Here is a 26,208-nt window from a genome sequence, read left to right as displayed (position 1 = left end):
CCCTTCACGCCAATCCATCAGCCTTGTACTGACGCACGGGCCATCACGTCTCCTGCGATGGACTGCAATATTCCGCCATTCTGAAAATAGCGAAGCTCTTGCGCCGTATCGATCCGGACCAGCATATCAATCGGCGCAATGTCCACCGGGCCGCCGCTGATCTCCAGCCGCACGGACATTCGCGGTTCCAGCGCTTCCATTGTTGTAGCAATGGAAAACCGGTGCTCTCTGCCAAGGTTCAGCGTTGCCACAGAAAATCCGTCGGGAAATTGCAGTGGCAGCACACCCATACGCACCAGGTTGGAACGGTGGATCCGCTCAAAACTTTCCGCCAGAATCGCGCTGACGCCCAGCAGCCGGGTTCCTTTTGCAGCCCAGTCGCGTGCAGAACCAGCACCATAATTTTTGCCAGCAATGACCACCGCTGAGCAGCCTTGTTGGGCAAAGTTCTCAGCGTCACTGAACACCGTCATCGCGGCATTGCCATTTCCGCTTTCGGCAAGTCGGTTTTTCAGGCGGGGGTTGGCAAAGGTGCCTCTGGCCATAACCTGATGATTGCCACGTCTTGCGCCATAGGTGTTGAAGCTTTCGCGTTCCACGCCCAGTGAAACAAGATATTGGCCAGCCGGGCTGTCTGGCCCGATAGAACCGACAGGCGATATGTGATCGGTTGTGACGCTGTCGCCCAGCAGCAGAAGCGGCCGGGCTTGATTCAGCACTGGTGAATGGGGTGCGGCAACCGGCGGCATGTCAAAAAATGGCGGCCGTTTAAAATAGGTGCTTTCCTCTGCCCAGGAAAAGCGTTCGCCCGTGTCCGCTGGCAGGTCTGCCCACAACGGTCCACCGTCAAAGACGCCGGAATATCGCGCAGCAAAACGCTCGGGGTTTTCCGCCACAAGCGCGGCGGTCTCAATTTCCCCGGCTGTTGGCCAGATATCGGAAAGATGCACCGGATTGCCTGAAGTCGAGATGCCGATCGGCTCTGAGGTCAGATCGCGCAACACTGTTCCCGCCAGAGCATAGGCAACAACCAGAGGCGGTGAGACCAGAAAATTGCTTTTGATCTTCGAATGGATGCGCGCTTCAAAGTTACGGTTGCCCGACAGAACGGCTGCAACATCCAGACCGTGCGCATCAATAGCAGTGCTGATCGGGCCTGCCAGTTCGCCGGAATTGCCGACACATGTTGTGCAACCAAACCCCACCAGATCAAACCCCAAGGCAGATAAATCTTCCATGAGGCCGGTTTCCTGCAGGTAATCGGCAACAACGCGGGAACCTGGTGCCAGCGATGTTTTGACATGATCCGGCACGTTCAGCCCCAGTATGCGAGCTTTTCGAGCCAGAAGCCCTGCCGCAAGCATGGCCACCGGGTTGGATGTGTTGGTGCAACTGGTGATTGCCGCAATGACGATGTCACCATCCCGCACCACGGCTTCATCCGGTATCGCTGCGCCTTCGGGACGCTTTGAAATCAGGCCGGGCAGTTCAGACAGGTCCCGTCGCTGCTCGGGACGGGCTGGCCCTGATGCAACACGGCCGACCGTAGAAAGGTTGAACTCCACGACATCGGCAAACAGCGGCTCCACATCGTCATTGCGCCAGAAGCCATTGCGTTGGAGATAGGTTTGCGTTCGGTGCTGTTGCGCTGGTGTGCGGCCGGTCAGCGCAAGGTAGCGCATAGTGCTGCTATCGCAGGGAAACAGCGAAATTGTCGCGCCAAATTCCGGCGTCATATTGGCAATTGTTGCGCGATCGGCCACCGAAAGGGCTGCAACGCCCGGCCCAAAAAACTCCAGAAATGCACCAACGACGCCGCGCTTGCGCAGGCATTCCGTGAGGGAGAGAACAATATCCGTGGCCAGAATTCCCTCGCTGATCGAGCCGGTCAACCGCACGCCGATCACCGGCGGAACCAGCATCGACACGGCTTCACCCATCATCACAGCTTCTGCCTCAATTCCGCCGACGCCCCAGCCCAGTACGCCAAGGCCGTTGATCATGGGTGTGTGACTGTCGGTGCCGATCAGCGTATCGGGCACCAGCCAATCGCCATCCTCTGCGGTGATGTGGCTGACAACATCAGCCAGATATTCCAGATTGATCTGGTGAACAATGCCTTGGCCCGGCGGCACGATGCGCAGATTGTCAAAGGCTTGTTGTGCCCATTTCAGAAATGCGAAACGCTCGTAATTGTCTTCAATCTCGCGTGCTTGGTTGATGCCAAGCGATTGCGGAGAGCGTGCGTCATGAACAATGATCGAATGGTCTACCACAACGTCAGTTCGCACTCGCGGATTAACCGCCTGCACTGAAAGCCCGCTGGATGCCACATAGTCACGCAGCGCTGCCAGGTCGATCAGGGCCGGCATGCCTGCATAGTCCTGCATCAGCACGCGCGTCGGGTAGAAGGCGATTTCCAGTTCTTCCGTGTCGCCATACGCACGCCGTGCGAGAGCTTCAATATCGGCAGAGGTGACTGAGGTGCCATCCTCATTGCGCAGCATGTTTTCAAACAGCAGCCGAAGAGAGATCGGCAGCCTGTTCAGGCCCGGAAAACAGGCATCAGCGGCATGCATGTCCACAAACTGCTGACCGGCATCGGTCCGCAATGTTCTGAAGCTGTTTTTGCGGGCAATCATTGCTGTTCAGGCACGGTGCGTTTCGGCTCGCCGGTATAGCGATATCCAAGCGAGGGCGGGGTAGGGCCTTTAATCCGTCCGCCCATCTGCGACTGCTCATAGGCATGCGAAAGAATGCCGATGGAACGCGAGATGATGAACAGTCCGCGGGCCATTGTCGGATCAAATCCAAGCTCGCCATAAATTGCGGCGGTGATACCATCGATGTTCATCGGCAGGTGCTTACCCTTTGCGGCGGCCAGCCAGCTTTCCACCGAAACGGCAATATCGAGAAACCGCCCGGTAATCTGCCCATGCGTGCGCGCAACGGTTGCCAGCTCAATCAGACGCGGCGTGCGTGGGTCAATCGGGTGAAAGCGATGTCCGAACCCCGGCATGATCTGCCTTGCATCCAGCATCGGCCGCAACACAGAATCGGTTGCCGTATCAAGCGGTTCACCCTGTTCCATGCGTTCGGAAATCTGGCAATAGACAACCAGTGCGCCTTGCCCCGCGCCGCCATGCACATCATCCAGCACATTGATGGCGGAAGCCATGGCGTTGTTGACACTGCCGCCGCAAGTCATGGCCATTCGGGCAATCGCAATGGATGGTGCCTGCGGGCCATGATCAACCGCCGCAACCAGCGCCGCTTCAAGCAATTTTGCCTGTTCGCGCGCAGGCAATTCGCCGCGCACCATCAACCAGATCATTTCAACAAAACTGACTGAACCGATGAGCTGTTCGATGGGGTAGCCGCGAATGCCGATACGCCCGGGCTCCATGTCGATAATTGCGGTCTGCCACCAGTCCTGAACTGCATTTCTGGTTTTGTCGTGCTCTGTCATAGTCGAACGGCTCCCCGCTTTGCTGCGCAAAGCTTGCAATTTCTGCTTTTAAAACACCGTCGCGATCAGCTCTCGATAGCCGGAAGCATCGATCTGACGGGGATTGGTCTTGTGAGCATTGTCGAGCAACGCCTTCTCAGGAATGGCGTCCAGTTGCTCAACCGTCAGACCCAACTGTGACAGGCGGCGCGGTATGCCCAATCTGTCATTGAGGTTGTCCAGATGGTCGGCAAGGTCGCCGGTAGCGCCGTCGGGCAGTGCAGCGGTCAAAGCCTGATACTTATCGCCCAGCGCTTGCCGGTTGTAGCGCAGCACAGAAGGCATGAAGATGGCGTTCAGCGTGCCATGATGATGGCCAAGCGCGCCTATCGGATGGGAAAGTGCATGCACTGCTCCCATGCCTTTCTGAAAGCAGACGGCACCCTGCAGCGATGTCATCATCATATGCCAGCGTGCCGCTTTGTCAGTCGCGCCATTGGCAACGGCGTTTTCCACATGGGCCAGCCCACGCTTCAGGCCATCCAGCGCAATGGCGTCGCATGGCGGGTTGGCCACCGGCGAAGAATAGGTTTCGATGCAGTGGGAAAGCGCATCCATTGCCGTAACGGCCGTGACGCTGGCAGGCAGACGCAATGTCAGGTCCGGATCGCAGATTGCGGCACTCACCAGACCCGATGCCCCGACCCCGGCCTTGATGCCATTGTCAAAAACAATGACTGCAGAGCGCCCGACTTCACTGCCGGAGCCGGACGTGGTGGGCATCAGCAGAAGTGGAGCAGGGTTTTTTATCGGGCGCGATGCGCTGTGGCGGTTGCAGAATTCCCACAGCGGTGCGTCCGTTGTGGCAAGAATGGCAATGGCCTTCGCCAGATCCAGCGCGGCCCCGCCACCCACACCAATAACGGCGTCGCAGCCCTGTCTGACATAGAAATCAGCGCCTGCGCGGGCGGCTGCCTCGGTCGGGTTTGCCGGCGTATCAAGGAAGCGTGGATGGTCCGACGCCGAATTCAGGGCAGACAGCGCCTGGTCGAGCACCCCTGCCTTGGCCACTCCGTGATCCGAAACGATCAAGGGCTTTTTGCTTCCCACCTGCTCAAGCAGAGCGGGCAACCTTTGCGATGCGCCGAAGCCGAAATGCACTGTGGTGAGAAATTGCAGAATACTGATCGTGTCAGGCGCTTGCAGTGACGGTGTTCCAATCATCAGTCGAGATCTCCGCCTGCAACGCGCGTCGTCACTGTCTTGCTGACCAGATAGGCATCCAGACCCTCAATGCCGCCTTCCAGCCCGTCGCCGCTTTCCTTCATGCCGCCGAATGGAGAATAGGGGGTGGAAACGCTGAAGTGGTTCACCACGACCATTCCCGCCTCTATCTCTTCACTCAACCGCGCCGAACGGGACAATGAGCGGGTCATCACATAACCGGCCAGTGCATAGGGCAGGCTGTTGGCCTTGCAGAGGGCTTCGTCCAGCGTGTCGAATGACTGGAATGGCACAACCGGTCCAAAGGGTTCTTCCGTCATGATGCGAGCGCTGTCCGGCACATCGGCCAGCACAGTTGGCTCATGGAAAAACCCGCGATTGCCAATTCGCTTGCCGCCAGTGGTCAGCCTGGCACCGGCTGCCACAGCATCTGCAACAAAGCTTTCCGCAGCTTTGAGCTGACGCTCATTGGCCAGCGGCCCCATATCAACCTTGTCTTCAGTGCCCTCTCCAATGCGCAGGGCCTTGGTGGCTGCTGTGAAAGCCTCGACAAAGGGCTCGTAGACACCCTTTTGCACAAAGAACCGCGTCGGGCTCGTGCAGACCTGTCCGGCGTTGCGGAACTTCGATTTCGCTGCAAGTCGGGCAGCACTGTCGACATCCACATCATCGCAAACAATGACAGGGCCGTGCCCGCCCAGTTCCATGGTTGCGCGTTTTACACCCTGTGCAGCGCGCGCCTGCAAAATCTTGCCAACCGCGGTAGATCCGGTGAAGGTGATTTTACGGATGATCGGCGAGTCAATCAGATGCCCGGAAATCAGCCGGGAGTCGCCGAACACAAGATTGATAACGCCGGCTGGAACGCCAGCATCGGCAAAAGCGCGTACCAGCTCAACCGCGGTGAACGGTGTTTCTTCAGACGGCTTGAGAATGATGGAACATCCGGCTGCAAGCGCCCCGCCAATCTTGCGCATCGGCGTCAGCGCAGGAAAATTCCATGGCGTGAAGGCGGCTACCGGGCCGATGGGGGATTTGCGAACAATCTGCTCAATTCCCGGCGTGCGGGGAACCAGCAAACGTCCATAAGCCCTGGTGGCTTCCTCTGCCATCCATTCCAGATTATCGACGCTGGTCTGCACTTCACCAACCGCCTCAGCAACTGGCTTACCCTGCTCGGCGGAAAGAATGCGCCCGATGCCTTGTGCACGTTCCCGAATGATATCGCAGCCCTTGCGCATGATGGCCGCCCGCTCGTGGGCCGGCACATTGCGCCAATGTGCAAAGCCTTTGCGGGCTGCTTCAAGGCTGCGGTCAAGCAGGGCCGCATCGGCCCGGCTGACTGTGCCGATGCCTTCCCCGCTGGCCGGATTGAAGACAGTGGCTGTGGCTTGCGCTTCGATCCACTGCCCATCGATGAAGAGAGGAGCGTGCATGTCAGATTCCATTACTAAGTTACAATTCGGATGAGTTGCTTGCCAACATTTCCGCCCTGCAACATGGACACAAAAGACGCAGGCGCGTTCTCAAGCCCGTCATGAATGGTTTCCTCATACACAAGGTCACCATCGGCATAAGCGGCTTCGAGTTCGCTGGTGGCGGCTGCAAAAACATCGCGGTGATCTGAAATGACAAATCCGCGGATGGTCAGGCGCTTGTTGAAGACTTCGCGCATGTTTTTCACGCCATATGGCTCGGTCGCGTTGTATTGTGACACCAGACCGCACAGCGGAATTCTGCCGAAATTGCGCATCAGCGGCAGGGCTGCATCAAAGATAGGGCCGCCGACATTGTCATAATAAATGTCGAAACCATCTCCCGCTGCCTGTCCGATTTTCTCAAGAAAATCGTCGGCCTTGTAATCGATGCAGTCATCAAAGCCGAATTTTTCCCGCACAATGCCGCATTTGCGCGCGCCGCCAGCTATGCCAACCACCCGGCAGCCTTTGCGACGGGCCAACTGGCCTACAACGCTGCCCACCGCGCCGGAGGCTGCAGACACCAGCACGGACTCGCCTTCACGAACACCGCCAATGTGAACCAGCCCGACCCAGGCGGTAACGCCGGTTGACCCAAGCGCACCCAGATAGGCAGAGGCGGGAGCTTTGGCAGTATCGATGCTCTGAAGTTCCGACGGGGTGGCGGTGCTGTAATCCTGCCAGCCCAGCCGCCCGACAACCCATGCACCTTCTGCAACGCCAGGCGCGCGGCTTTCCACAACCTGCCCGGCAGTACGGCCGATCAGCACGTCGCCCAGCGCCATCACCGGCGCATAGGAATCCTTTTTCTCCATCCGCATACGGATGTAGGGGTCCAGCGCAAGATAGTGATTGCGCACCCGGACCTGCCCCTCGGCCAATGGCTCAATAGGGCGTGTTTCCAGCGTGAAACATTCAGTGTCAGGCATGCCCTCCGGATGGCGGGCAAACCTGATCTGGCGATTGGTGGCAGGGGTGCTGCTCATGTCACAGCACCTCCAACAGTTGCGGCATCGCGCGGCTGCCAGTGCAACAGACGTTTTTCGGCAACGGTTACGATTGCATCAAGGGCAATGGCAAAAAATGTCAGAAGGATGACCCCGGCAAACACGCCATTGATGTCGAAAAGGCCTTCAGCCTGCAGAATGAGATAGCCGACACCAGCAGCCGAACCCATGTATTCACCGATAACGGCACCAACAAAGGCCATGCCCACGGCAGCGTGCAGGCTGGAGAACACCCAGCTTGTAGCCGAAGGAATGTAGACTGAACGCAGCAACTGTCGCTTCGAGGCACCCAGCATGCGGGCATTGGCCAGAGTAACCGGACTAACTTCCTTGACGCCCTGATAAACGTTGAAGAACACCACAAAGAACACCAGTGTGATACCGAGGGCAATCTTGGACGTCATGCCAAGTCCGAACCAGACCGAAAAGATCGGTGCAAGGATTACGCGTGGCATGGCGTTGAAGCCTTTGAGATAGGGCGAGGCCAGCCGTGAGGCCGATTCACTCAATCCCAGCCACAGCCCGGCCATCAGGCCCAGCAAAGACCCAATGACAAACGCCACCACGGTTTCAGTCAGCGTGACAAGCAGGTGCCGGAAGATCATTCCGGAAAGGAACCAGTCGATGATGCGGCGGAAAACGATGAACGGATCGCCGACGAAAAATGCCGACATCAGATCGAAGGCCGTCAGCGACTTCCAGAACGCGATAAAACTGACAAAGATCAGCAGGTGATAAAGAAGAAGGTTCTTGTCGTTGGGGAAAAGGCGCATCGCCCAACTCTTGCGATTTACACGAGCGTCCAAAACGCTACTTCTGCTTTTGCTGGGCATAGCCTTTAAGAACCTCCTCCTTCATCACATCCCAGATTTGAGCGTGAAGATTATTGAATTCATCGAGATGACGGATGTCTGCAACGTCGCGCGGGCGCGGCAGGTTGATGACAAATTCGCCAATCGGGTGCGTGCCCGGCCCTGCGGAAAGGGCGATCACGCGGTCTGAAAGGGCAATGGCCTCTTCAAGATCGTGGGTGATGAACATCACCGATTTGCGGTCGGCCTGCCAAAGGTCCAGGAGCTCGTTTTCCATGAGCTGCCGTGTCTGCACATCCAGCGCGCTGAACGGCTCGTCCATCAATATGATCTTGGGATCCATGATAAGCATCTGCGCAAGGGCCACGCGTTTGCGCATGCCGCCCGACAGGTGGTGAGGGTAGCTCTTTTCAAATCCGGCCAGTCCGACACGCGCCATCCAGTCAACGCCACGCGCTTCGGCCTCGCGTTTGTCCACTCCGTTGAACTCAAGCCCGGCAACCACATTTTCCAACGCCGTGCGCCAAGGCATCAGCGCGTCCGTCTGAAACATGTATCCAGCCTTGCGGTTGATACCTTTCAGCGGCTCGCCGAAAATCTCGATGCGCCCCGTGCTGGGGCCAAGCAGCCCCGAAGCAACGTTCAACAGAGTGGATTTGCCGCAACCGGTCGGTCCGACAATCGAAACAAATTCGCCATCCGCCACGGTGATCGTGGTGTCGCGAACGGCGGTGTAGGTTCCACCCGGATTGCCGCGCGCCGGAAATGTGCACGTGACATCATAGATGCCCAGCGCGGGCACCGCGGTTTCCGGCTGGAATGCCGCTGCCTCACCACCCGGTGAGACAGCGTTGAGTGGCTTGACAGCGTTCATGGGTCATTCCGCTCCATGGGCAGCTTCAACAAAGCTGTTGGTGTAAGTGGCTTCAAGATTGATTTCGCCCGCGGCGCGAACGGTTTCATTATAGATCTTGAGCGCGTTGTAAGTGGTTTCGACAGCCTCTTCAGACAAAAGTCCGTCCGGCGAAAAAGCTGGCTTCACCAGTTCCAGCATCTTGGCGTAGGCGGCCTCGTCCCCACCGATCAGATATTCCTGCGGCAGAACTGCAACAATTTCCTCAGGGGAAGAATTGTCGATGAATTCCAGTGCCTTAACAACGGCGTTGGTCAGTGCCTGGACAGTTTTGGGATTGGCGTCAACAAAACGCGTCGTTGCCATCATCGCCGCGGCAGGCATCGGACCGCCATAAACCTGTTCCGTTCCTTCCAGGTTACGGGTGTCAACCACCGGCACGGAAAGTCCGGCCTGCTCCAGCAGCGTGGTTGCCGGGTCTGCTTGCACAGTGGCGGCAACAGAACCGTTCTGGAATGCAGCAAGAACGCTCGGTCCTGCTCCAATGCCAACGATAGACACGTCAGAAGGGGCCAGGTTTTCGCCGATCAGCAGAAGATCAACCATTTTATTGGTGCTGGAACCGGGTGCGGTCACGCCGACATTTTTGCCCTTGAGCGAGGCCATACCATCCCAGTTCTGGGCAATTTCCGGTGTCACGCTCAGCACAAAGCCGGGATAACGGCCCATAAGCGCAAAGCTGGTCAGAGGCTGCCCCTGTGCCTGCATGGTGACGGAGTGCTCAAAGGCTGCGGCCAGAATATCCGCACTGCCGCCAACGACCGCCTGAACAGAGCGGGAGCCGCCCTGAAAATCGACGATGTCGACATTGATGCCCTCTTCGGCAAAGTAGCCATTGATCTCGGCAATGTTCAACGGAAGGTAGTAAAGCGCCACGCGTCCGCCGACAGCGAGCGTGACATTGTTGCGTTCCAGCTCCTGCGCGATCGATGGCGCTGATGCCATTGCAAGCGTCAGGCCGGCAACGGTGGCAACGAAAAATTTCCTCATGCTAGTCCTCCCAGATTTGCCGCCAATATGGTCGGCAATGTGTTGGCTCTCCAAGCCGGTGGTTAAAGATGTTCAAAAATTTGCGGCGCAAGCCTCTTCGGTACTCGATGTCGGGCTGACGTAAATCACCGAAGATTTTATCAGGCGTTCGATCTCGGACCGGCTGTATCCGGCAGCGAGAAGGATTTCATCGCTGTCTTCGCCAATCTGCGGCGGACTGGACACCAGATCCGTATTGGCAGTTTCCATAACGATTGGCAGTCGTGGCAGCCCGGCTTTAATGCCGCCGGGAAGAATGGTCTCCAGCAAGCCATTGGTCGCCTTGAGATGCGGATCGTTGAACAGGTCCTCCGGCCGGGCGACCGAGGCGAACGGAATTCTCGCCTTAAGGCACAGTTCGCTGGCCGCCTCTGTATCAAGTGTCAGAAACATCTTGCGCAATTGCGGCATCAGGCGGTCGCGCGCCTTGATGCGTTGATTGTTGGTTGCAAGGCTTTCGTCTGACGCCAGATCGTCGCGGTCCAGCGTGGCACAAAACCGCTTCCAGTGCTGGTCGGTGGTTATGCCCACAAACATCTGGGTTCCGTCAGCCAGGGTGAACAGGTCATAGACTGCCCATGCCGACACGCGTTCGGGCATTGGCGGAATTGGCTTATCCGACTGCGCGGCATAGCAGAGATGCTGGCCCATCAAAAAGACGGCTGTTTCAAAAAGCGCGGTTTCAACCTTCTGTCCGTTGCCAGTGGATTCACGTTCACGCAGGGCCAGCAGAATGCCAATCACACCAAACATGCCGCCAGCAATATCGATGACCGAGGTGCCTGCTCGCAGGGGGCGGCCGGTAGGTCCGGTCATATAGGCAAGCCCGCTCATCATCTGCACAATTTCGTCAAGCGCCAATCGCTCGCGATAGGGCCCGTCCAGAAAGCCCTTCAGGCTGGCAAAGATGATGCGAGGGTTCATCTGCCGGATGGCGTCATAACCCAATCCCAGTCGCTCCATTGTTCCGGGCGCAAAATTCTCCACAACAATGTCAGCACTCAAAAGCAGACGGCGGACAATTTCATGGCCTTCAGGAGTTTTCAGGTCGATGGAGAGGCTGCGCTTGTTGCGGTTGAAATAGCCAAAATATCCTTGCCCGAATCCTCGAAGATTGCGGGTCGGATCTCCAGCCGGAGCCGGCTCGATCTTGATGACCTCCGCACCCAGATCGGCAAGCACCATAGTACAGGAAGGCCCCATTACCGTGTGACCAAAATCGAGCACCCGCAGGCCACGAAGCGGTTTAGCGTCAGAATGCGTCATGGGTCTCCCAGTATCCTCCGATGCCAGCTTCCACCCTGGCATTTTGTTCTGTCTAGCAGAACTTAATTCTGACTAATAGAACGATAAATCGCGCAGGGTTGTCAAGTGGTGTCTTGTCGGCCTTCAAACCGCGTGAGAAAAGCAGCTATGATTAAGGATCAGGAAAAGCGGAATCCGGCCGTGTCTCAGCCAAAGGGTGTGGAAGCAGTTGACCGCGCAATTTTGATTTTGCGCAGCTTCGACATGCATTCAGGAAAGCTGACGCTGGCGCAGATCGCAGAGCGCACAGGGTTTTACAAAAGCACCATTCTGCGGCTGGTTGCCTCGCTTGAGCGGGAGGGTTTCATTGTCCGCACGCAGGACAAATCCTATTCGCTGGGACCGGAGTTGCTGCGGCTGGGCAGCCTGTACCAGCGGTCTTTGAAGCTGGAGGAATATATCCGCCCCGCTTTGAAACGGTTGCTTCAGGCAACAGGGGAAAGCGCCTCTTTCTTCATCCGAAGCGGTGAAGGGCGCTCCTGCCTGTTTCGCGAGGATTCCAGCCACACCGTGCGTGACCACGTGGTGGAGGGAGAAACGCTGGTGCTGAAGCAGGGGGCAGCGGGCCACGTGCTGGTTGATTACGCACTGCAACTCGGCCAGGACAGCGCCACAGTCGCAAAAGGCACTTTGCCGCGCTTCTCATTCGGCGAAAGAGTGCCTGATGTTGCGGCATCTGCCGTGCCGGTTTTCGGACTTCAGCACTCCAGCACCGTTCTGATTGGAGCATTGACCTTGTCTGGCCCAAAAAGTCGGTTCACCCCGGAACTCTGCGAGATGATGGGGCCGCATCTATTGCGGGAAGCCAAAGCGCTCTCGGATATTCTCGGTGCAAGAATCACTTGGGTTGATTGATTGGTTCGCCCGCAGGTTCGCGGCATAAACAACCCGCAATGGCCTGAAAATTAGACCATATGCTCCAAAAACGAGCTTTTGTTGCCTATGATTGATGCTTGCCTTGCTAACTTAAGGTGTTAATCTGAGACCAATTCAAGAGATTGGTTCGGGGCGTGAGCAGTAATTTCCATGACAGTTCCGTGGTGAAGCTGGACGAGGACGGGAGCAATTCCGATGTCGCGCTGGAACGACTGCGCCATTACCTGCAGAACAGCAAAGTTCCTGCCGATGGCAAGCTGCCAACAGAGCGGCAGTTTGCTGAACTTTTCGGCGTTGGTCGCCGGGCAGTGCGCCGTGCATTGGAGGCTTTGGAAGCAGAAGGCGTCTTATCACGCAGGCAAGGTGCGGGCACCTTTTTCGGCGGGCAGGGCGCTTTGCTCGAGACCGGGCTGGTTGATGTTTCCAGAACGGATTTCATCGAGATTATGGAAGTTCGGCTGCGGCTGGAGCCGCAGCTGGCGCAATTGGCGGCTTTGCGTGCAAAGCCCGAGCATGTGGCACGCATGCGCGCGCTGGCGGTTAAAATTGGCCAGCTGACAGATTTTGATGAGCGCGAATTGTGGGACGGCCAGCTTCATCGCTCTATTGCGCTGGCGGCCGGAAACCGGCTGTTTCTTTCGCTTTTTGACGCAGTGAACCGCATTCGCCAGGACGAAGCATGGCGGGCAGTCCGCGAACGGGCACGCAATACCAATCGTTCCGGCGATGTTACGACCGAACAGCATCTGCATATCGTAGACTGTATCGCCCGGCGCGATCCTGTTTCCGCAGGCGAGGCGATGAGCAGTCACCTTCTGATCCTTCAGGAAAGTCTTATGCGGCAAACGTCGCTGGATGGCGCGGTTGGCCCGGTGGAAAAAGACAGTGAAGACCCTGGATTCTTAAACAACGGAGCATTCAAGAGATGAAAAGACACAGCGTTTACAGCTATGCGTGGGGAGCAGCACTGGCGCTTGCTCTCGCCGGTCCGGCCGCTGCCGCCGATCTGCGCATTGGCATGCAGGATGATCCGGACGTGCTGGACCCTGCGCAGTCGCGCACTTTTGCCGGTCGTTTGATTTACACCAGCCTGTGCGACAAGCTTGTGGACATCTCCAAGGACGTGCAGATTGTTCCGCAGCTCGCAACCGACTGGACGCTGTCTGATGACGGGCTGACAATGGTGATGAACCTCGTGGAAAATGCGACTTTCCACGATGGCACGCCTTTCAACGCCGAGGCCGTTGCCTTCAACATCGAGCGCGGCAAAACCTTGCCGGAATCCGTTCGCAAGTCGGAACTGGCATCTGTTGAAAAGGTCGAAGTGACTGGCCCATATCAGGTCACAATCACTCTGGCAAAACCCGACGCATCGCTTCTGTCGCAGTTTTCCGACCGCGCTGGCATGATGGTTTCGCCCACTGCCGCCAAAGAGGCGGGCGCCAATTTTGGTCAGAAACCGGTCTGTTCAGGCCCGTACAAATTTGTAGAGCGTATTCAGCAGGACCGCGTCGTCCTTGAAAAGTTTGCCGAACATCGCAATGCCGATGACTATCATTTTGACAAGCTGACGTTTCTGCCACTTCCTGATTCCACCGTCCGCCTCGCCAATCTGCGCTCCGGTGATCTGGACTTTGTAGAGCGTATGGCAGCAACCGACGCCGGCACAGTTGAGGCCGACCCGAACCTGAAGGTCCTGGACGTAACCAGCCTTGGTTACATCGCCATCTACATGAATGTCGGCAATGGCGAACGCGCCAAGACGCCAATCGGTGAAGACAAGCGGATTCGCCAGGCGTTTTCCAAGGCGATTGATCGTGAAGCGCTGATTCAGATCGTTTATGATGGCAAGGCTACAGCGGGCAACCAGCCTTTCCCGCCGAACAGCATCTGGTACAACAGCGAATTTCCGGTTGAAGAACGTGATGTCGAAGGTGCCAAGGCCCTGCTTGCCGAGGCAGGCCATGAACGTCTTGAAATTGAGCTTCAGCACCCGAACAATCCTGTCGTGACCCAGATGATGCAGGTTATTCAGGCAATGGTCGCGGAAGCCGGCTTTGATGTCCGGTTGCGTGCGACGGAATTTGCCACCCTGCTTTCGGAACAGACTGCCGGCAACTACCAGCTCAGCCGCATGAACTGGTCAGGGCGTCCTGATCCGGACGGCAGCATCCACCAGTTTGTGACCTGTGGTGCCGGGCTGAACGACACGCGTTACTGCAATGAGGAAGTTGACAGTGTCCTGAACGAGGCGCGCACGATCATCGACTTCGATCAGCGCAAGGCGCTTTACGACCAGGCGACAGCCACTCTCATTGATGAAGTGCCAATTCTGTACCTTGCTCATGAATCCTATGTCTATGGCATGAAAAAGGGTGTGGAAGGCTTCGAGCTTTATCCCGATGGCATGATCCGCCTGAACGGCGTGACATTGGCCGACTGATCCTGGTTTCCCCCTCCGGGCCTGTTTTCCGGAGGGGGACAACTTCCGATTTGGCCCTGATGATTGAACCTGTGGCGACGATGAAACATGATTCCATATATCGCTAAGAGAATTCTGGTTGCGCTGCCAACACTGATCATTGTTTCGATCATCGTGTTTCTGCTGCAGAAGCTGCTGCCCGGTGACCCGATACTGGCGCTTGCCGGTGAGGAGCGGGATCCAGCCACCCTTGAGTTCCTGCGCGAGCAATATCACCTCAACGATCCGGTGCCATTGCAGTATATCCGCTGGCTTGGGGGCGTTGTCACAGGCGATTTCGGGATTTCCCTGCGCACAAACCAGCCTGTTCTCGAATTGATTTTGCAGAAACTGCCGGTCACTCTGCAACTGGCGCTGATGTCGATCATGTTCGCACTCGCCATCGGCATTCCCACTGGCATTATTGCCGCTGTCTACAAAAACAGTGTGTTTGACTGGCTGGCCAATTTCGTTGCGCTTTCGGGCATGTCCATTCCCAATTTCTGGCTGGGCATCATGTTGATTCTGCTGGTGTCGGTCAAACTCGGATGGTTGCCTGCTTCGGGTTATGAGCCATTTTTCAGCGATCCGGTACGTTCACTTCAGACTATGATCATGCCATCCTTTGTTCTTGGCACTGCACTGGCTGCAACCATTATGCGCCATACGCGCTCGGCGATGCTGGGGGTTCTCAAGTCCGATTACATTCGAACGGCACGGGCCAAGGGTCTGACCCGCCGCGAGGTCATTCTCAGCCATTCCTTCCGCAACGCGGTTCTGCCCATCATCACACTGACTGCTGTTCTGTTTGGTGAGTTGATGGCGGGCGCAGTGTTGACCGAGCAGATCTTTGCCATTCCAGGCTTTGGCAAGCTGACTGTGGACGCGGTTTTCAACCGTGATTACGCCGTTGTTCAGGGCGTTGTGCTTTGCACCGCCATCGGCTTCCTCATCGTCAATCTCATCGCCGATATCCTGTACGGCGTTTGCAACCCGCGTATCAGGGCTTCGCAATGACGATGTCAGCCGCCACCTTACCAAAGGCTTCCACATCGCGCAGCCGTGGCTGGCAGAAGTTTCGGCGCAATCGCGCCGCGCTTGTCGGTCTTGTCATTGTCTCCATCATTGCCGCACTGGCAATTCTTGCCCCCGTGCTGCCCATTGCAGACCATCTGCAAACAAGCTGGACCGCCATTCGCAAACCACCCTCGGCAGAATACTGGATGGGCTCGGACGACCTTGGTCGTGACATTCTTTCCCGCATGATCTGGGGTGCGCAATCCTCGCTGCTTGCAGGTGTTGTCTCGGTAACAATCGCCGTGGTCATTGGCGTGCCCATCGGGCTGATTGCCGGCTATTTTGGTGGCTGGACGGATATTGTCATTTCCCGCTTCACCGACGCGCTGCTGGCCCTGCCCTTTCTGGTCATGGCCATCGCGCTTGCCGCATTTCTCGGGCCGAGCCTGACAAATGCAATGATTGCGATTGGTCTTTCAGCCACGCCAATCTTCATCAGGCTGACGCGCGGCCAGGTTCTGGCCGTGCGCAGCGAAGAATATATCGAGGGTGCACGCTCGGTCGGCCTGGGACATGTAGAGATCATGAGCCGCTATGTCCTGCCGAATATTCTTCCGCCCATCATCGTGCAGGCGACATTGACTATTGCCGCGGCAATCCTTGCCGAGGCAAGCCTCTCGTTCCTTGGCCTTGGGCAGCAGGCACCGGAGGCCAGTTGGGGCTCCATGCTCAGCACTGCCAAGAACTTTCTGAATCAGGCACCGTGGATGGCGATGTGGCCGGGTGCTGCAATCTTCCTTGTCGTCATTGGCTTCAACCTCCTGGGCGACGGGCTGCGTGATGCGCTCGATCCGCGCGAAAATTGACACATACTGAACGGACAAAACATGACAGCCTTTACAACCCGCCCTGAAATCGTTGGTACTTTTGGCGTTGTCGCCTCCACCCACTGGATCGCCACATCCGTTGGCATGCGCATGCTCGAACTTGGCGGCAATGCCTTCGATGCGGCAGTTGCCACGGGTCTTGCGCTTCAGGTTCTGGAGCCTCACCTGAATGGGCCTGCAGGTGATCTGCCTGCCATTATCCATAGCGCCAAGACCGGCAAGACCGAGGTCATTTGCGGGCAGGGACCAGCACCCGCCGCCGCTACAATCGAGCGCTACCGGGCCGAGGGGCTGGACCTCATTCCTGGTGACGGGCTGCTTTCAACGGTTATTCCGGGTGCATTTGATGCGTGGATGCTGATGCTGCGCGATTATGGCACGCTGCCGCTGCGCACTGTTCTGGAGCCGGCAATCCACTATGCCGAGCACGGCCACCCCTTGCTGGGTCTTGTGGCAGATGCAATTTCAGGACTGGAAGAGTTCTTTAAAACCGAGTGGCCAACCTCTTACGCAACCTGGGTTCCGGGTGGCACAGTGCCAAAGGAGGGCGAGTTGTTCCGCAATCCCGCTCTGGCGCAAACATGGAAGCGGGTGCTGGAAGAGGCTGAAGCAAAGCCGGGTCGTGAGGCGGGCATTGATGCTGCTCGCGATGCATTCTATCGCGGCTTCATTGCCGAGGCGATTGACAGTTTTGTCCGCAATAATGAGGTTCTGGACGCCAGCGGCAAAAAGCACCGTGGCGTGCTGACCGCTGAGGATATGGCCAACTGGTCGGCCACGATCGAAGAGCCGCAATTTGGCAGCTACAAGGAATGGACGATTGCCAAGACCGGACCTTGGGGGCAGGGACCGGTTCTGTTGCAAGGGTTGAAGATTCTTGAAGGCTATGACCTCGCATCGCTTGATCCCAATGGCGCAGACTTCGTGCATCTGGTGGTCGAGGCCCTGAAGCTGGCCTTTGCCGACCGCGAGATCTATTACGGCGACCCGGCCTTCAGCAAAGTGCCGATGGAGACGCTGTTGAGCGAAGCCTATGCGGCGACCCGGCGTAAGGAAATTGGTGAAACAGCCGCGCGTGACCTTAATCCGGGTACGGTTCCGGGTTTTGAGACGCAGCGTGAAGAGATGCTGAACCTGCTCAACAATCTCGGCACTGGTGCGATTTACGAGCCGACAATGGCGCATTTGAGCGACAAGAAAGGCGACACCGTTCATATTGATGTCATCGACCGCTGGGGCAATATGGTATCGGCCACACCTTCGGGTGGCTGGCTGCAAAGCTCGCCCATCATTCCGGAACTGGGTTTCTGCCTCAATTCGCGGGCGCAGATGTTCTGGTTGAAAGAAGGTCTGCCGTCTTCTCTTGCGCCGGGCAAGCGCCCGCGGACAACGCTGACTCCGTCCATTGCTCTGCAGGATGGCAAACCGCGGCTGGCCTTTGGTACGCCAGGCGGTGACCAGCAGGACCAGTGGCAGCTGGTTTTCTTCCTGCGCTACGTCAATCATGGCCGCAACATGCAGGCGACCATCGACCAGCCGCTGTTTCACTCAACGCATTTCCCCGGCTCTTTCTTCCCGCGCACGCGGGTTCCAGCCGGAATGATGATTGAGTCGCGCGTGGGCGCAGATGTCATTGCCGAGTTGCGCAGGCGCGGCCACGACGTGACCGTTGCTGGCGACTGGGATATCGGACGCCTGACTGCAACCCGCCGTGAAGATTCCGGTCTGGTGCGTGCGGCGGCAACGCCGCGTTTGATGCAGGCCTACGCAGTGGGAAGATGATGTGACCCGGCCCGTTCTCTCCGTCAAAAACCTCACCACTTCCTTTCGTTCGGATGGCGATTGGAAAAGCATTGTGCGCGACATTTCATTCGATGTCGCGCCGGGCGAAACGCTGGCCATCGTGGGAGAAAGCGGGTCTGGCAAAAGCGTGACCTCCATGTCGATCATGCGGCTTCTGGATCCCGCAGCTTCGCGCATCGAGGGTTCGGTGCAACTGGACGGGCGCGAACTGCTGACGCTGTCGGAAGGTGAAATGCGGCATGTGCGCGGGCGCGACATTGCCATGATTTTTCAGGAGCCAATGACCTCGCTGAACCCGGTGTTCACGGTTGGACGCCAGATTGGCGAGGTTTTGACCCGGCACAGGAAAATGTCGAAAGGTGAGGCCCGCAAGGCAGCGCTGGCGATGATGGATCGTGTGCGCATTCCCAATGCCGCCCAACGCATTGACGAATATCCGCACCAATTTTCCGGTGGCATGCGCCAGCGCATCATGATTGCCATGGCGCTGGCCGCGCGGCCACGGCTGTTGATTGCGGACGAACCGACAACCGCGCTCGACGTGACCATCCAGGGGCAGATTCTTGACCTGATCAAGGAATTGCAGCGCGAGGAACAGATGGCGATGCTGTTCATCACGCATGACATGGGCGTTGTGGCAGAAATAGCCGACCGAACCTTGGTTATGCTGCGCGGCGACCTTGTGGAAACCGGCACGACAGAGGATATTTTTGCGCGCGGCACGCATCCTTACACGCGGGCCTTGCTGGCGGCTGTGCCGCGCATCGGCTCCATGGAGGGCGAGGCAAAGCCACTGCGTTTCCCGGCCATTGATCCGGCAACCGGCGAGCCAAAGCCCTTGCCACCTGTTGCATCAGATATTGACCGCAATGCAGCGCCGCTGTTGTCGGTGCGTGATCTGGTTGTCCGCTTCAAATCCGGCTCAGATATTCTCGGCCGTCCCACCGGTGCTGTTCATGCCGTCGAAAAAGTGTCCTTTGATCTTTTCCATGGCGAAACCTTGAGTCTTGTTGGCGAGTCAGGCTGTGGCAAGTCCACGACCGGGCGTGCAATTCTGCGATTGGTCGAGCCAAAGTCTGGCGACGTTGTGCTGGATGGAATGAATGTGCGAGAGCTTGGGCATTCCGAACTGTTGCGTCTGCGCCGCCGCGGCCAGATGATTTTCCAGGACCCGTTTTCCAGTCTCAATCCGCGCATGACAATTGCCCAGACTGTCGCCGAACCGCTGCTGAAGCACCGGATCGTTGATCGCAAGGGTGCCCGGGACATGGCGGGCGATCTTTTGCGGCAGGTGGGGCTGGATCCGGTGATGCTGGATCGTTACCCGCACGAGTTTTCCGGTGGTCAGCGCCAACGGGTTGCCATTGCACGGGTGCTTGGCCTCAAGCCCGAAGTTATTGTGGCAGACGAAAGCGTTTCGGCGCTGGATGTCTCCATCAAGGCGCAGGTGTGCAATCTCCTGATGGACCTTCAGGAGCGCCACGGCATCGCGTTTTTGTTCATCAGTCACGACATGGCCGTGGTGGAGCGGATGAGCCACCGTGTTGCAGTCATGTATCTTGGCGAGATTGTGGAAATCGGCACCCGCGAGCAGATCTTTGCTGATCCGCAGCACCCCTATACCAGAAAGCTGCTGTCAGCCGTTCCTGTGCCGGATCCCACGCGCCGCAGCGAACGACGCAATCAGCCGATTGAAGAGCTGAAAAGCCCGATCAGGCCGCTTGGCTACGAGCCACCGGCGCGCCACTGGCGGGAAGTGGTGCCGGGCCATCTGGTTATGCATGAGGCCATCGCCTGAGGCGCTTCAGGACCATTCGGCTTTTGGCAGGGCGAAGCTGGCCGCAGTGTCCAGAAACCGCTCCACCAGCGGATTGTCGTGTCTGACAGGCACGGCAAACGCCATGTCGTAAACCAGCGGCTCACCATTTTCGAGCAGCGGAATAAAGACCACATCCGGCATCGGTACCGCGGTAAAAGCGATTGGTATCAACGCGATCCCTGCACCTGTCGCCACCAGCATCAGCTTGGTGAGCATTTGCGACACTTCCTGGCTGATTGTTGGCGAAAAGCCGGCGCGCTGGCAGGCTGAAAGGAACTGGCTTTCAAAACCCGGCCCTTCGGAAAATGGAAATGTGAGGAAAACTTCCTCGGCAAGATCGCCAATTTCAACAGTTTGCGCGCCCGCCAGTCTGTGTCCACGCGGCACAGCAAGAACCATTTTTTCCTGGCGAAACGGCACCAGCCGGATGTTGCTTCGGTCTTGCAACGGCACAACCACCAGCGCAACGTCGGATCGCCCATGGCGCAGGGCGGCAAGCTGGCTGCCGGTCGTATCGCTATCAAGCCTCAGTTCCGTATCGGGGTGCTGTTCCCGGAAACGGCGAACCAGTTGCGGCAGAACGCCCAGCGCCGCGCTGGCCACGAATGTTATGCGCAAGCTGCCGACAATTCCGTCCCCAGCGCGTCGCGCAATATCCACTGCATGCTCTGCCTGGGCCAAGGTGCGCCGCGCCTCGCGCAGAAAAATCTCGCCGACCTGCGTCAGGCGTACACTGCGGCTGTTGCGATCCAGAAGGGTTTCACCAAGCTCCTGCTCAAGCCGGTTGATGGCCATGCTCAAGGGCGGCTGAGACATGTTCAGCCGTATGGAAGCGTTGCGAAAGCTGAGTTCTTCAGCGACGGCAACGAACTGCCGCAACTGTCGCAGATCAATGGGCATTGATATATTCCAGATATCAATCGAGCAAAAAATGATATTTGTCATATCGCACTTGTGAAGCCAAGCTGGCTTTGAACAAGGAGATATCAATGAGCACCAATGATCTGCAGGATGTAAGCCTGCAACTGACCCATTACGGGGCCGCTGCATGGCGAATTACCGATGGTAAAACGTCGATCCTGCTGGATCCATATTTTACGCGGCTGCGCTATTCCGGTCGTTTCATGGGCGCCGCGGATTCGCCGACCGCACCCGGCGACACACGGCCGGTTTATAAGGATAATGATGCGCTGCCATCCGACGCCGCGCTGATCGACAAGCACATCGATGGCGCTGACCTGATTGTCCATTCGCATTCTCATTTCAATCACTGCATGGACATGCCGCACATTGCCAAAAAATATAAATCACTGGTGATGGGCACGGAAAGCACAACCAATATTGCGCGTGCCAATGGTGTTGCTGATGACCAGTTGCTGACGGTCAAGGGTGGCGAGGACTACCAGTTTGACGGGTTTTCCATGCGTGTGCTGCCCAGCCTGCATTCGCCATTGTTGGAAAAGCGCTATTACGAAGGTGGCACAGTGCCGCGCGATATCGCTGCACCAATGGTGATGTGCGAATATTGCGAGGGCGGCACGCTTGGCTATTACCTGCGATGGGGAAAGCACCGCATCGTCATGTTTGGCTCCATGAACTACATCGAGCGCGAATTGCATGATCTTGACACAACCATGGTTCTGGTTGCTGCGGCTGCACCGCGCCTGCATATTCATGACTATACTGGCCGGCTGCTGCGCAGGCTTGGTCAGCCGCCTGTCGTGGTGGCAACGCACTGGGATGTGCAGGCGTTTCCCTACGGTGCCTCACAGGATGCAGCCCTGAAGCAGGCCGAAACCTTCGTTGCGGAAGCAAAGGCAGCATCTCCGCAATCTCAGATTATTGTTCCGCGCCACTTCGACACAATCCATGTCGACGCAAACTGCAAGGTCACGGGCGTGGTGCCGGGCGCATCCTGAGCTCATACAGCAGGCGCTGCTGCCTATCAGCTGACCTTGCCCTTATCAGCAAGGAAGTCCAGCAGCGCCCGCACGCGTGAGGGTAAGGGGCCGCCTTGGCCGACATAAACGGCGTAGAAGGCCTCCTTCTCACTGACACTGAAATCGGCAAGGATCGGTACAAGTCGTCCGGCTTCAATGTCATTTTTCACGGTAAAGCTGGCCAGGCGGGCAATGCCAACTCCTGCCAGCGCCAATTGACGCAGACCTTCACCATCGCTGACCTGCACCTGGCGGGTCGCAGGCAGGATGATCGTTTGACCATTCTTCACAAGCGGCCAGCCATTGACCTCTCGGGTATAGCCCGGGCCCAGGCGGTTGTGATGTTCAAGCTCGGCCAGATTCCGCGGCTCTGAAAAGCGCGCGAGATAGGACGGCGCCGCCACAATGGTCAACGCTGTCTCTCCCAGTTTACGTGCAACAAGGTTTGAGCTTTTCATTGGTCCGGCCCGAATGGCCACATCGGTGCGCTCTGCCAGAAGGTCGATCACCATGTCGGTTTGAACAATATCCAGCGTGACATCCGGATAGGCGGCCAGAAACTCCGGCAAAGCTGACGAAAGAATATGATTGAAGTAGGCGGCACTGGTGTTGATGCGCACACGACCCACCGCGCGTTCGCCGACGCCAGCCGACCGCTCCGCATCCTCGAGATCTGCAAGAATTCGCGTTCCGCGTTCGTAGTAAGCGCAGCCTTCCGGCGTTAGCTGCAATTGCCGTGTGGAGCGGTTGATCAATCTCGAGCCAAGGCGGTTTTCAAGCCTCGTCATCAGTTTGCTCACCGCCGATGGTGTCATGTGTGAGGCGCGTGCGGCGGCGGAAAATCCGCCGAGTTCGACCACACGAACAAACATCTCCATTTCGCCGGATCGGTTGACGTCAAGTCGCGCCATGGTGACTTCATCTCACAAGTGATGTTCCTGAGCGCATTCTATTTCATTGAAAACCAAACCGCTATGTGTTCCGCACAGTTGCGAATGAAGATCGAGAAACACAATGCATTTGGCACTCTATGCTCTTACGGCCGGGGCTTTTGGCATCGGCGTCACCGAATTCGTCATCATGGGCCTGTTGCTGGAGGTCAGTCGTGAGCTGAATGTGACGATCTCCGCTGCCGGCCTTCTGATATCTGGTTATGCGCTGGGCGTCACAATAGGCGCCCCGATCCTGACAGTGCTAACTGCCCGCTGGCCACGCAAACAGGTGCTGGTCGGGCTGATGGTCATCTTCGTCATAGGCAACGCCGCGTGTGCTCTTGCGCCAAGCTATGGCTGGCTTATGGCGGCGCGCATCTTGACTGCATTGACCCACGGAACGTTTTTCGGTGTCGGTGCGGTGGTTGCAACTGGTCTTGTCGCACCGGACAAGCGCGCATCGGCCATCGCCATCATGTTCACAGGCCTGACGGTCGCAACCGTGCTTGGGGTGCCATTCGGCACATGGCTGGGCCAGCATTATGGCTGGCGTGCAACATTCTGGGCGGTGACACTGGTGGGGCTGGTGGCACTGGTTGTGCTTGCAGCGCTCGTGCCGCGGGATCGGTCGCAACCCGAGGCATCCGACTGGCGGGCCGACATCCGCGCAATTGCGCGTGGGCCGGTGCTGCTGGGCCTGTTGACGACGGTCTTTGGCTATGCGGGTGTTTTTGCCGTCTTCACATATATCGCACCTTTGCTGACCCAGATCAGCGGGTTTGCGGATAGCGCCGTGTCTCCCATCCTTCTGATTTTCGGTGGCGGGCTTGTTGCGGGCAACCTTCTGGGCGGCAGGTTGGCAGATCGCAATCTGAGCCGCTCCATCATTGGCACCCTGGCAGTGCTGGCCGCCACTTTGGCATTGATGACTTTTGCCTTTACCAACCAGATAGCGGCCATCGCGTTTACCGGCTTGCTTGGCGCGGCCGGGTTTGCAACCGTCGCACCTTTGCAGATGTGGGTGTTGTCCAAGGCAGATGGGGCAGGGCAGAGCCTTGCTTCCAGCTTCAATATAGGGGCGTTCAACCTTGGCAACGCCATAGGAGCCTGGGCGGGTGGAATGGCCATCGCCTATGGTCCGGGCCTTGCCCTGGTGCCACTGGTTGCTGCAATATTTCCGCTGTTTTCCATTGCAGCAGCGCTGCTTGCCATCAGGGCAAGCAAGCAGCCCGTCCTGGCAACAGCCTGCACTTAGGGGGCATAAATCTCTCCGTCACCGACCGCCGAGCCACTGAAAATGATCTTTAATTTGCTTGTTATCGGGTGCAGCCTTCATATGGCTCGTCAAAGCTTCGATGAAATTTTGATCTTACGTGGATCAGTTTTTGTGCCGCCATCAAGCTTCTCATTCAGATAGCTCAGTTTCATCGGTTTTTGGCTAGTGATTTGAAGGAGCAACCCTCAGTGCAAGGTGCGTGGCCTACGCCTCTGGCAACGTGGAGCCGTAACTGATGCGGCTCACTTCTGACCTGATTAAAGTTGATTTTTGCGACCGGCCGGCGATCTGTGAGGAAAGCATCGCACGAGATATGATCAAATTTGGATTCGTTTTTTCCGGTGCCGAAATCTGGTCGGCTGCGTCCGTCGCGTTCCAGCAAGTTTTGCCATGCTCCAAAACAGACGGAAATTTCAGAGAGGAGCGGCAACGAAAAAATCTAAATTCAACTGTTTATCAAAAGGAAATGGTGCGCCACGCCGGGTGGAGATGACAGCTACGTCTACGCCATAGCCCTCTAAAACTGGCACTAGAAAAGGACAGAATCCCCCTCAAAAGACGGGGTCAATGCGTGTACCTGCAATGCGATATCGATGTTGAGGAAATTGAGACATTCGCTATGCAGGTGACACGCCTTGAGCTTTATAAATGGGTCTGTGAAAGGCCACTCAGCAAAGTCGCACCGGAGCTCGGAATTTCCGGCACCGCACTCGCAGCCATCTGCAAACGATATCAAGTACCCTATCCCGGATCGGGGTACTGGACCCGCAAGTCCTTAGGACTTCCGGCAGAGTTACCTTCCTTGCCAGAAGCATCCGATGAGACCATCGATATCGTGCCCCCAGCCGTCAAACCGCGCAAAAAGCGAACGATGGAGGAACGAGCCGCGCGCAAGCCAAAGCTCGTTGCAAAAACTCGCCGCCCGGTTCGTCACCCGCTGCTTTTTGGTGCAGAAGAACATTTGCGGAAAACACGGGAGGTCAAGAACAGCGAGTTCCTCAGGCCCTACAAGAGGATTCTGCCGGATCTGATCTCATCAGAAGCCGCGCTTCTGCGTGCTCTCTCCATCGCCAACGCTCTGTATCTTGCGCTTGATGAGCAAGGTTACCGCGTTCACATCGCGCCCGCCGCCGACAATCTTCTGCGGATTCATGTCGGGGAACAAGAGGTCGAGCGAAAGGATCGTAGATACGGTCGATACCACTCAGGAAGCATTTGGGCTCCTGACAGGCCGACTGTTTTTTATATCGACATGGTGCCAGTCGCGCTCGCCATCACCGAGATGACCGAGCGCGTAACGATGCGCTACTTCAATGGCGACTATCATCGTGAGGACAGCAAGCTCATACGCTCAGCCAAATCTTGGCAACTGACGCACTCGTGGACAACCGAACAGGATATGCCGTGCGGGCGTTTTCGGATCGTTGCCTACTCACCCAAAAAGGGCGTCAAGTGGTCTCGCAACTGGCAGGAAACGGAGCAGCAGTCGCTTGAGCGCCTGATCCCAGAAATTGTCGAAATGTTAGGTGCGTCCAAAGCTGATCTACAACGCCTTATGAAGGCCGAAGAAGCGGCGGAGGAGCAGAGGAAAAAAGAGCAGAAGGAGCGGTGGGAACGCTACGAACGGGAGGAAGATGCGCGAAAGACAGCCCAGGCTCTCGCTGACAGTCGGCAGCAGTTGGCTGAGATTATCGAGAAGTGGGGAAAAGCGATAACCGTAGAGCTCTTCTTCGCGGATGCAACAGAGCGCTTGAACAGCGCGGATGACGATCGTCGGAAGCGTTTAGAAGGACGTTTAGCGCTCGCCAGATCAGTGATGGGAAGCGTTGATCCGCTAGAGTTCATTGAAAACTGGGTCGCCCCGGAGGAAAGGCACCGTTCGAAATTTTCTAGCGGGTCGTAAGGTCGTTTGGACAATCCGCATGCATTGGGATGAGAGCATCCTAGGACAACAATGGGGCCGGTAGCGGACTAGCCGTTA

General features: G+C 57.2%; 22 protein-coding genes. 11 read left to right on the top strand and 11 right to left on the bottom strand.

Annotation, left to right across the window (positions count from 1 at the left end; all coding sequences use genetic code 11):
- Positions 1–17: 17 nt before the first annotated feature.
- The 9 genes from acnA to FPY71_RS17990 form a co-directional block, all read right to left on the bottom strand.
- Positions 18–2,642, bottom strand: a complete 2,625-nt coding sequence (acnA, locus tag FPY71_RS18030; protein WP_149301734.1) for an aconitate hydratase AcnA — start codon at positions 2,640–2,642, stop codon at positions 18–20.
- Positions 2,639–3,469 carry a citryl-CoA lyase gene (locus tag FPY71_RS18025; RefSeq protein ID WP_149301733.1) on the bottom strand — a complete coding sequence of 277 codons (831 nt, stop codon included), beginning with the start codon at positions 3,467–3,469 and terminating at the stop codon, positions 2,639–2,641. The genes acnA and FPY71_RS18025 overlap by 4 nt, the downstream gene beginning before the upstream one ends.
- A 48-nt stretch (positions 3,470–3,517) precedes the next feature.
- Positions 3,518–4,672 carry an iron-containing alcohol dehydrogenase gene (locus FPY71_RS18020; protein WP_246160714.1) on the bottom strand — a complete coding sequence of 385 codons (1,155 nt, stop codon included), beginning with the start codon at positions 4,670–4,672 and terminating at the stop codon, positions 3,518–3,520.
- Positions 4,672–6,108, bottom strand: coding sequence for an NAD-dependent succinate-semialdehyde dehydrogenase (locus FPY71_RS18015; protein WP_246160713.1), 1,437 nt, complete (start codon positions 6,106–6,108; stop codon positions 4,672–4,674). The genes FPY71_RS18020 and FPY71_RS18015 overlap by 1 nt, the downstream gene beginning before the upstream one ends.
- A 14-nt stretch (positions 6,109–6,122) precedes the next feature.
- Entirely contained in the window at positions 6,123–7,136 is a 1,014-nt protein-coding gene (locus FPY71_RS18010; protein WP_149301731.1) for an NADP-dependent oxidoreductase, read from the bottom strand.
- A complete protein-coding gene (locus FPY71_RS18005; protein ID WP_149301730.1) occupies positions 7,133–7,930 on the bottom strand; it encodes an ABC transporter permease in 798 nt (265 codons plus the stop codon). The genes FPY71_RS18010 and FPY71_RS18005 overlap by 4 nt, the downstream gene beginning before the upstream one ends.
- A gap of 37 nt (positions 7,931–7,967) precedes the next feature.
- A complete protein-coding gene (locus FPY71_RS18000; protein WP_149301729.1) occupies positions 7,968–8,843 on the bottom strand; it encodes an ABC transporter ATP-binding protein in 876 nt (291 codons plus the stop codon).
- Positions 8,844–8,846: 3 nt separating this feature from the next.
- Positions 8,847–9,872, bottom strand: coding sequence for an ABC transporter substrate-binding protein (locus FPY71_RS17995; RefSeq protein WP_149301728.1), 1,026 nt, complete (start codon positions 9,870–9,872; stop codon positions 8,847–8,849).
- A 72-nt stretch (positions 9,873–9,944) separates the two neighbouring features.
- Positions 9,945–11,177 carry a CaiB/BaiF CoA transferase family protein gene (locus FPY71_RS17990; protein ID WP_149301727.1) on the bottom strand — a complete coding sequence of 411 codons (1,233 nt, stop codon included), beginning with the start codon at positions 11,175–11,177 and terminating at the stop codon, positions 9,945–9,947.
- Positions 11,178–11,357: 180 nt separating this feature from the next.
- Here FPY71_RS17990 and FPY71_RS17985 point away from each other — a divergent pair, with 180 nt between their 5' ends.
- The 7 genes from FPY71_RS17985 (at position 11,358) to FPY71_RS17955 (ending at position 20,058) form a co-directional block, all read left to right on the top strand.
- Complete coding sequence (locus FPY71_RS17985) at positions 11,358–12,071, top strand: IclR family transcriptional regulator (protein WP_188052410.1); 714 nt, start codon at positions 11,358–11,360, stop codon at positions 12,069–12,071.
- Between the two features lie 155 nt (positions 12,072–12,226).
- Complete coding sequence (locus FPY71_RS17980) at positions 12,227–13,021, top strand: FadR/GntR family transcriptional regulator (RefSeq protein ID WP_425457913.1); 795 nt, start codon at positions 12,227–12,229, stop codon at positions 13,019–13,021.
- Positions 13,018–14,535: an ABC transporter substrate-binding protein gene (locus FPY71_RS17975; protein ID WP_149301725.1), complete on the top strand. Its 1,518-nt coding sequence runs from the start codon at positions 13,018–13,020 to the stop codon at positions 14,533–14,535. Before FPY71_RS17980 ends, FPY71_RS17975 begins: the two co-directional genes overlap by 4 nt.
- An 87-nt stretch (positions 14,536–14,622) precedes the next feature.
- On the top strand, positions 14,623–15,570 hold the full coding sequence (locus tag FPY71_RS17970) for an ABC transporter permease (RefSeq protein ID WP_149301724.1): 948 nt from the start codon (positions 14,623–14,625) through the stop codon (positions 15,568–15,570).
- Positions 15,567–16,436, top strand: a complete 870-nt coding sequence (locus FPY71_RS17965) for an ABC transporter permease (RefSeq protein WP_149301723.1) — start codon at positions 15,567–15,569, stop codon at positions 16,434–16,436. Before FPY71_RS17970 ends, FPY71_RS17965 begins: the two co-directional genes overlap by 4 nt.
- 21 nt (positions 16,437–16,457) lie before the next feature.
- Positions 16,458–18,239, top strand: coding sequence for a gamma-glutamyltransferase family protein (locus FPY71_RS17960; protein WP_149301722.1), 1,782 nt, complete (start codon positions 16,458–16,460; stop codon positions 18,237–18,239).
- Position 18,240: 1 nt separating this feature from the next.
- Positions 18,241–20,058: an ABC transporter ATP-binding protein gene (locus FPY71_RS17955; protein WP_149301721.1), complete on the top strand. Its 1,818-nt coding sequence runs from the start codon at positions 18,241–18,243 to the stop codon at positions 20,056–20,058.
- Positions 20,059–20,064: 6 nt separating this feature from the next.
- Here FPY71_RS17955 and FPY71_RS17950 read toward each other — a convergent pair whose 3' ends face one another.
- Positions 20,065–20,979 carry a LysR substrate-binding domain-containing protein gene (locus FPY71_RS17950; RefSeq protein ID WP_188052409.1) on the bottom strand — a complete coding sequence of 305 codons (915 nt, stop codon included), beginning with the start codon at positions 20,977–20,979 and terminating at the stop codon, positions 20,065–20,067.
- Positions 20,980–21,068: 89 nt separating this feature from the next.
- Between FPY71_RS17950 and FPY71_RS17945 the strand changes: the two genes are divergently transcribed.
- Positions 21,069–21,998: an MBL fold metallo-hydrolase gene (locus tag FPY71_RS17945; protein WP_149301719.1), complete on the top strand. Its 930-nt coding sequence runs from the start codon at positions 21,069–21,071 to the stop codon at positions 21,996–21,998.
- Positions 21,999–22,024: 26 nt separating this feature from the next.
- Here the strand turns inward: FPY71_RS17945 and FPY71_RS17940 are convergent, their stop codons facing one another.
- Positions 22,025–22,930, bottom strand: coding sequence for a LysR family transcriptional regulator (locus tag FPY71_RS17940; RefSeq protein ID WP_149301718.1), 906 nt, complete (start codon positions 22,928–22,930; stop codon positions 22,025–22,027).
- 103 nt (positions 22,931–23,033) lie between these two features.
- Between FPY71_RS17940 and FPY71_RS17935 the strand changes: the two genes are divergently transcribed.
- The 3 genes from FPY71_RS17935 to FPY71_RS17925 all read left to right on the top strand — a co-directional run bounded on the left by FPY71_RS17935 (position 23,034) and on the right by FPY71_RS17925 (position 26,130).
- A complete protein-coding gene (locus FPY71_RS17935) occupies positions 23,034–24,206 on the top strand; it encodes an MFS transporter (RefSeq protein WP_149301717.1) in 1,173 nt (390 codons plus the stop codon).
- 256 nt (positions 24,207–24,462) lie between these two features.
- The gene (locus FPY71_RS17930; protein ID WP_149301716.1) at positions 24,463–24,720 is read left to right on the top strand and encodes a hypothetical protein; all 258 of its coding nucleotides are present in this window, start codon (positions 24,463–24,465) and stop codon (positions 24,718–24,720) included.
- A gap of 126 nt (positions 24,721–24,846) precedes the next feature.
- Positions 24,847–26,130, top strand: a complete 1,284-nt coding sequence (locus FPY71_RS17925) for a hypothetical protein (protein ID WP_149301715.1) — start codon at positions 24,847–24,849, stop codon at positions 26,128–26,130.
- The last annotated feature ends 78 nt before the right edge of the window (positions 26,131–26,208 follow it).

Source organism: Aureimonas fodinaquatilis, assembly GCF_008369445.1.
Classification (GTDB): Bacteria; Pseudomonadota; Alphaproteobacteria; order Rhizobiales; family Rhizobiaceae; genus Aureimonas; species Aureimonas fodinaquatilis.
Note: the sequence above shows the minus strand (reverse complement) of the source record. Positions and strands in the feature narration are given on the sequence as shown.

Coding starts and splice junctions, on each gene's coding strand:
- acnA (WP_149301734.1), bottom strand. CDS start 2,642: ATGATTGCCCGCAAAAACAGCTTCAGAACATTGCGGACCGATGCCGGT.
- FPY71_RS18025 (WP_149301733.1), bottom strand. CDS start 3,469: ATGACAGAGCACGACAAAACCAGAAATGCAGTTCAGGACTGGTGGCAG.
- FPY71_RS18020 (WP_246160714.1), bottom strand. CDS start 4,672: ATGATTGGAACACCGTCACTGCAAGCGCCTGACACGATCAGTATTCTG.
- FPY71_RS18015 (WP_246160713.1), bottom strand. CDS start 6,108: ATGCACGCTCCTCTCTTCATCGATGGGCAGTGGATCGAAGCGCAAGCC.
- FPY71_RS18010 (WP_149301731.1), bottom strand. CDS start 7,136: ATGAGCAGCACCCCTGCCACCAATCGCCAGATCAGGTTTGCCCGCCAT.
- FPY71_RS18005 (WP_149301730.1), bottom strand. CDS start 7,930: ATGCGCCTTTTCCCCAACGACAAGAACCTTCTTCTTTATCACCTGCTG.
- FPY71_RS18000 (WP_149301729.1), bottom strand. CDS start 8,843: ATGAACGCTGTCAAGCCACTCAACGCTGTCTCACCGGGTGGTGAGGCA.
- FPY71_RS17995 (WP_149301728.1), bottom strand. CDS start 9,872: ATGAGGAAATTTTTCGTTGCCACCGTTGCCGGCCTGACGCTTGCAATG.
- FPY71_RS17990 (WP_149301727.1), bottom strand. CDS start 11,177: ATGACGCATTCTGACGCTAAACCGCTTCGTGGCCTGCGGGTGCTCGAT.
- FPY71_RS17975 (WP_149301725.1), top strand. CDS start 13,018: ATGAAAAGACACAGCGTTTACAGCTATGCGTGGGGAGCAGCACTGGCG.
- FPY71_RS17970 (WP_149301724.1), top strand. CDS start 14,623: ATGATTCCATATATCGCTAAGAGAATTCTGGTTGCGCTGCCAACACTG.
- FPY71_RS17965 (WP_149301723.1), top strand. CDS start 15,567: ATGACGATGTCAGCCGCCACCTTACCAAAGGCTTCCACATCGCGCAGC.
- FPY71_RS17960 (WP_149301722.1), top strand. CDS start 16,458: ATGACAGCCTTTACAACCCGCCCTGAAATCGTTGGTACTTTTGGCGTT.
- FPY71_RS17950 (WP_188052409.1), bottom strand. CDS start 20,979: ATGCCCATTGATCTGCGACAGTTGCGGCAGTTCGTTGCCGTCGCTGAA.
- FPY71_RS17945 (WP_149301719.1), top strand. CDS start 21,069: ATGAGCACCAATGATCTGCAGGATGTAAGCCTGCAACTGACCCATTAC.
- FPY71_RS17940 (WP_149301718.1), bottom strand. CDS start 22,930: ATGGCGCGACTTGACGTCAACCGATCCGGCGAAATGGAGATGTTTGTT.
- FPY71_RS17935 (WP_149301717.1), top strand. CDS start 23,034: ATGCATTTGGCACTCTATGCTCTTACGGCCGGGGCTTTTGGCATCGGC.
- FPY71_RS17930 (WP_149301716.1), top strand. CDS start 24,463: ATGCGGCTCACTTCTGACCTGATTAAAGTTGATTTTTGCGACCGGCCG.
- FPY71_RS17925 (WP_149301715.1), top strand. CDS start 24,847: ATGCAGGTGACACGCCTTGAGCTTTATAAATGGGTCTGTGAAAGGCCA.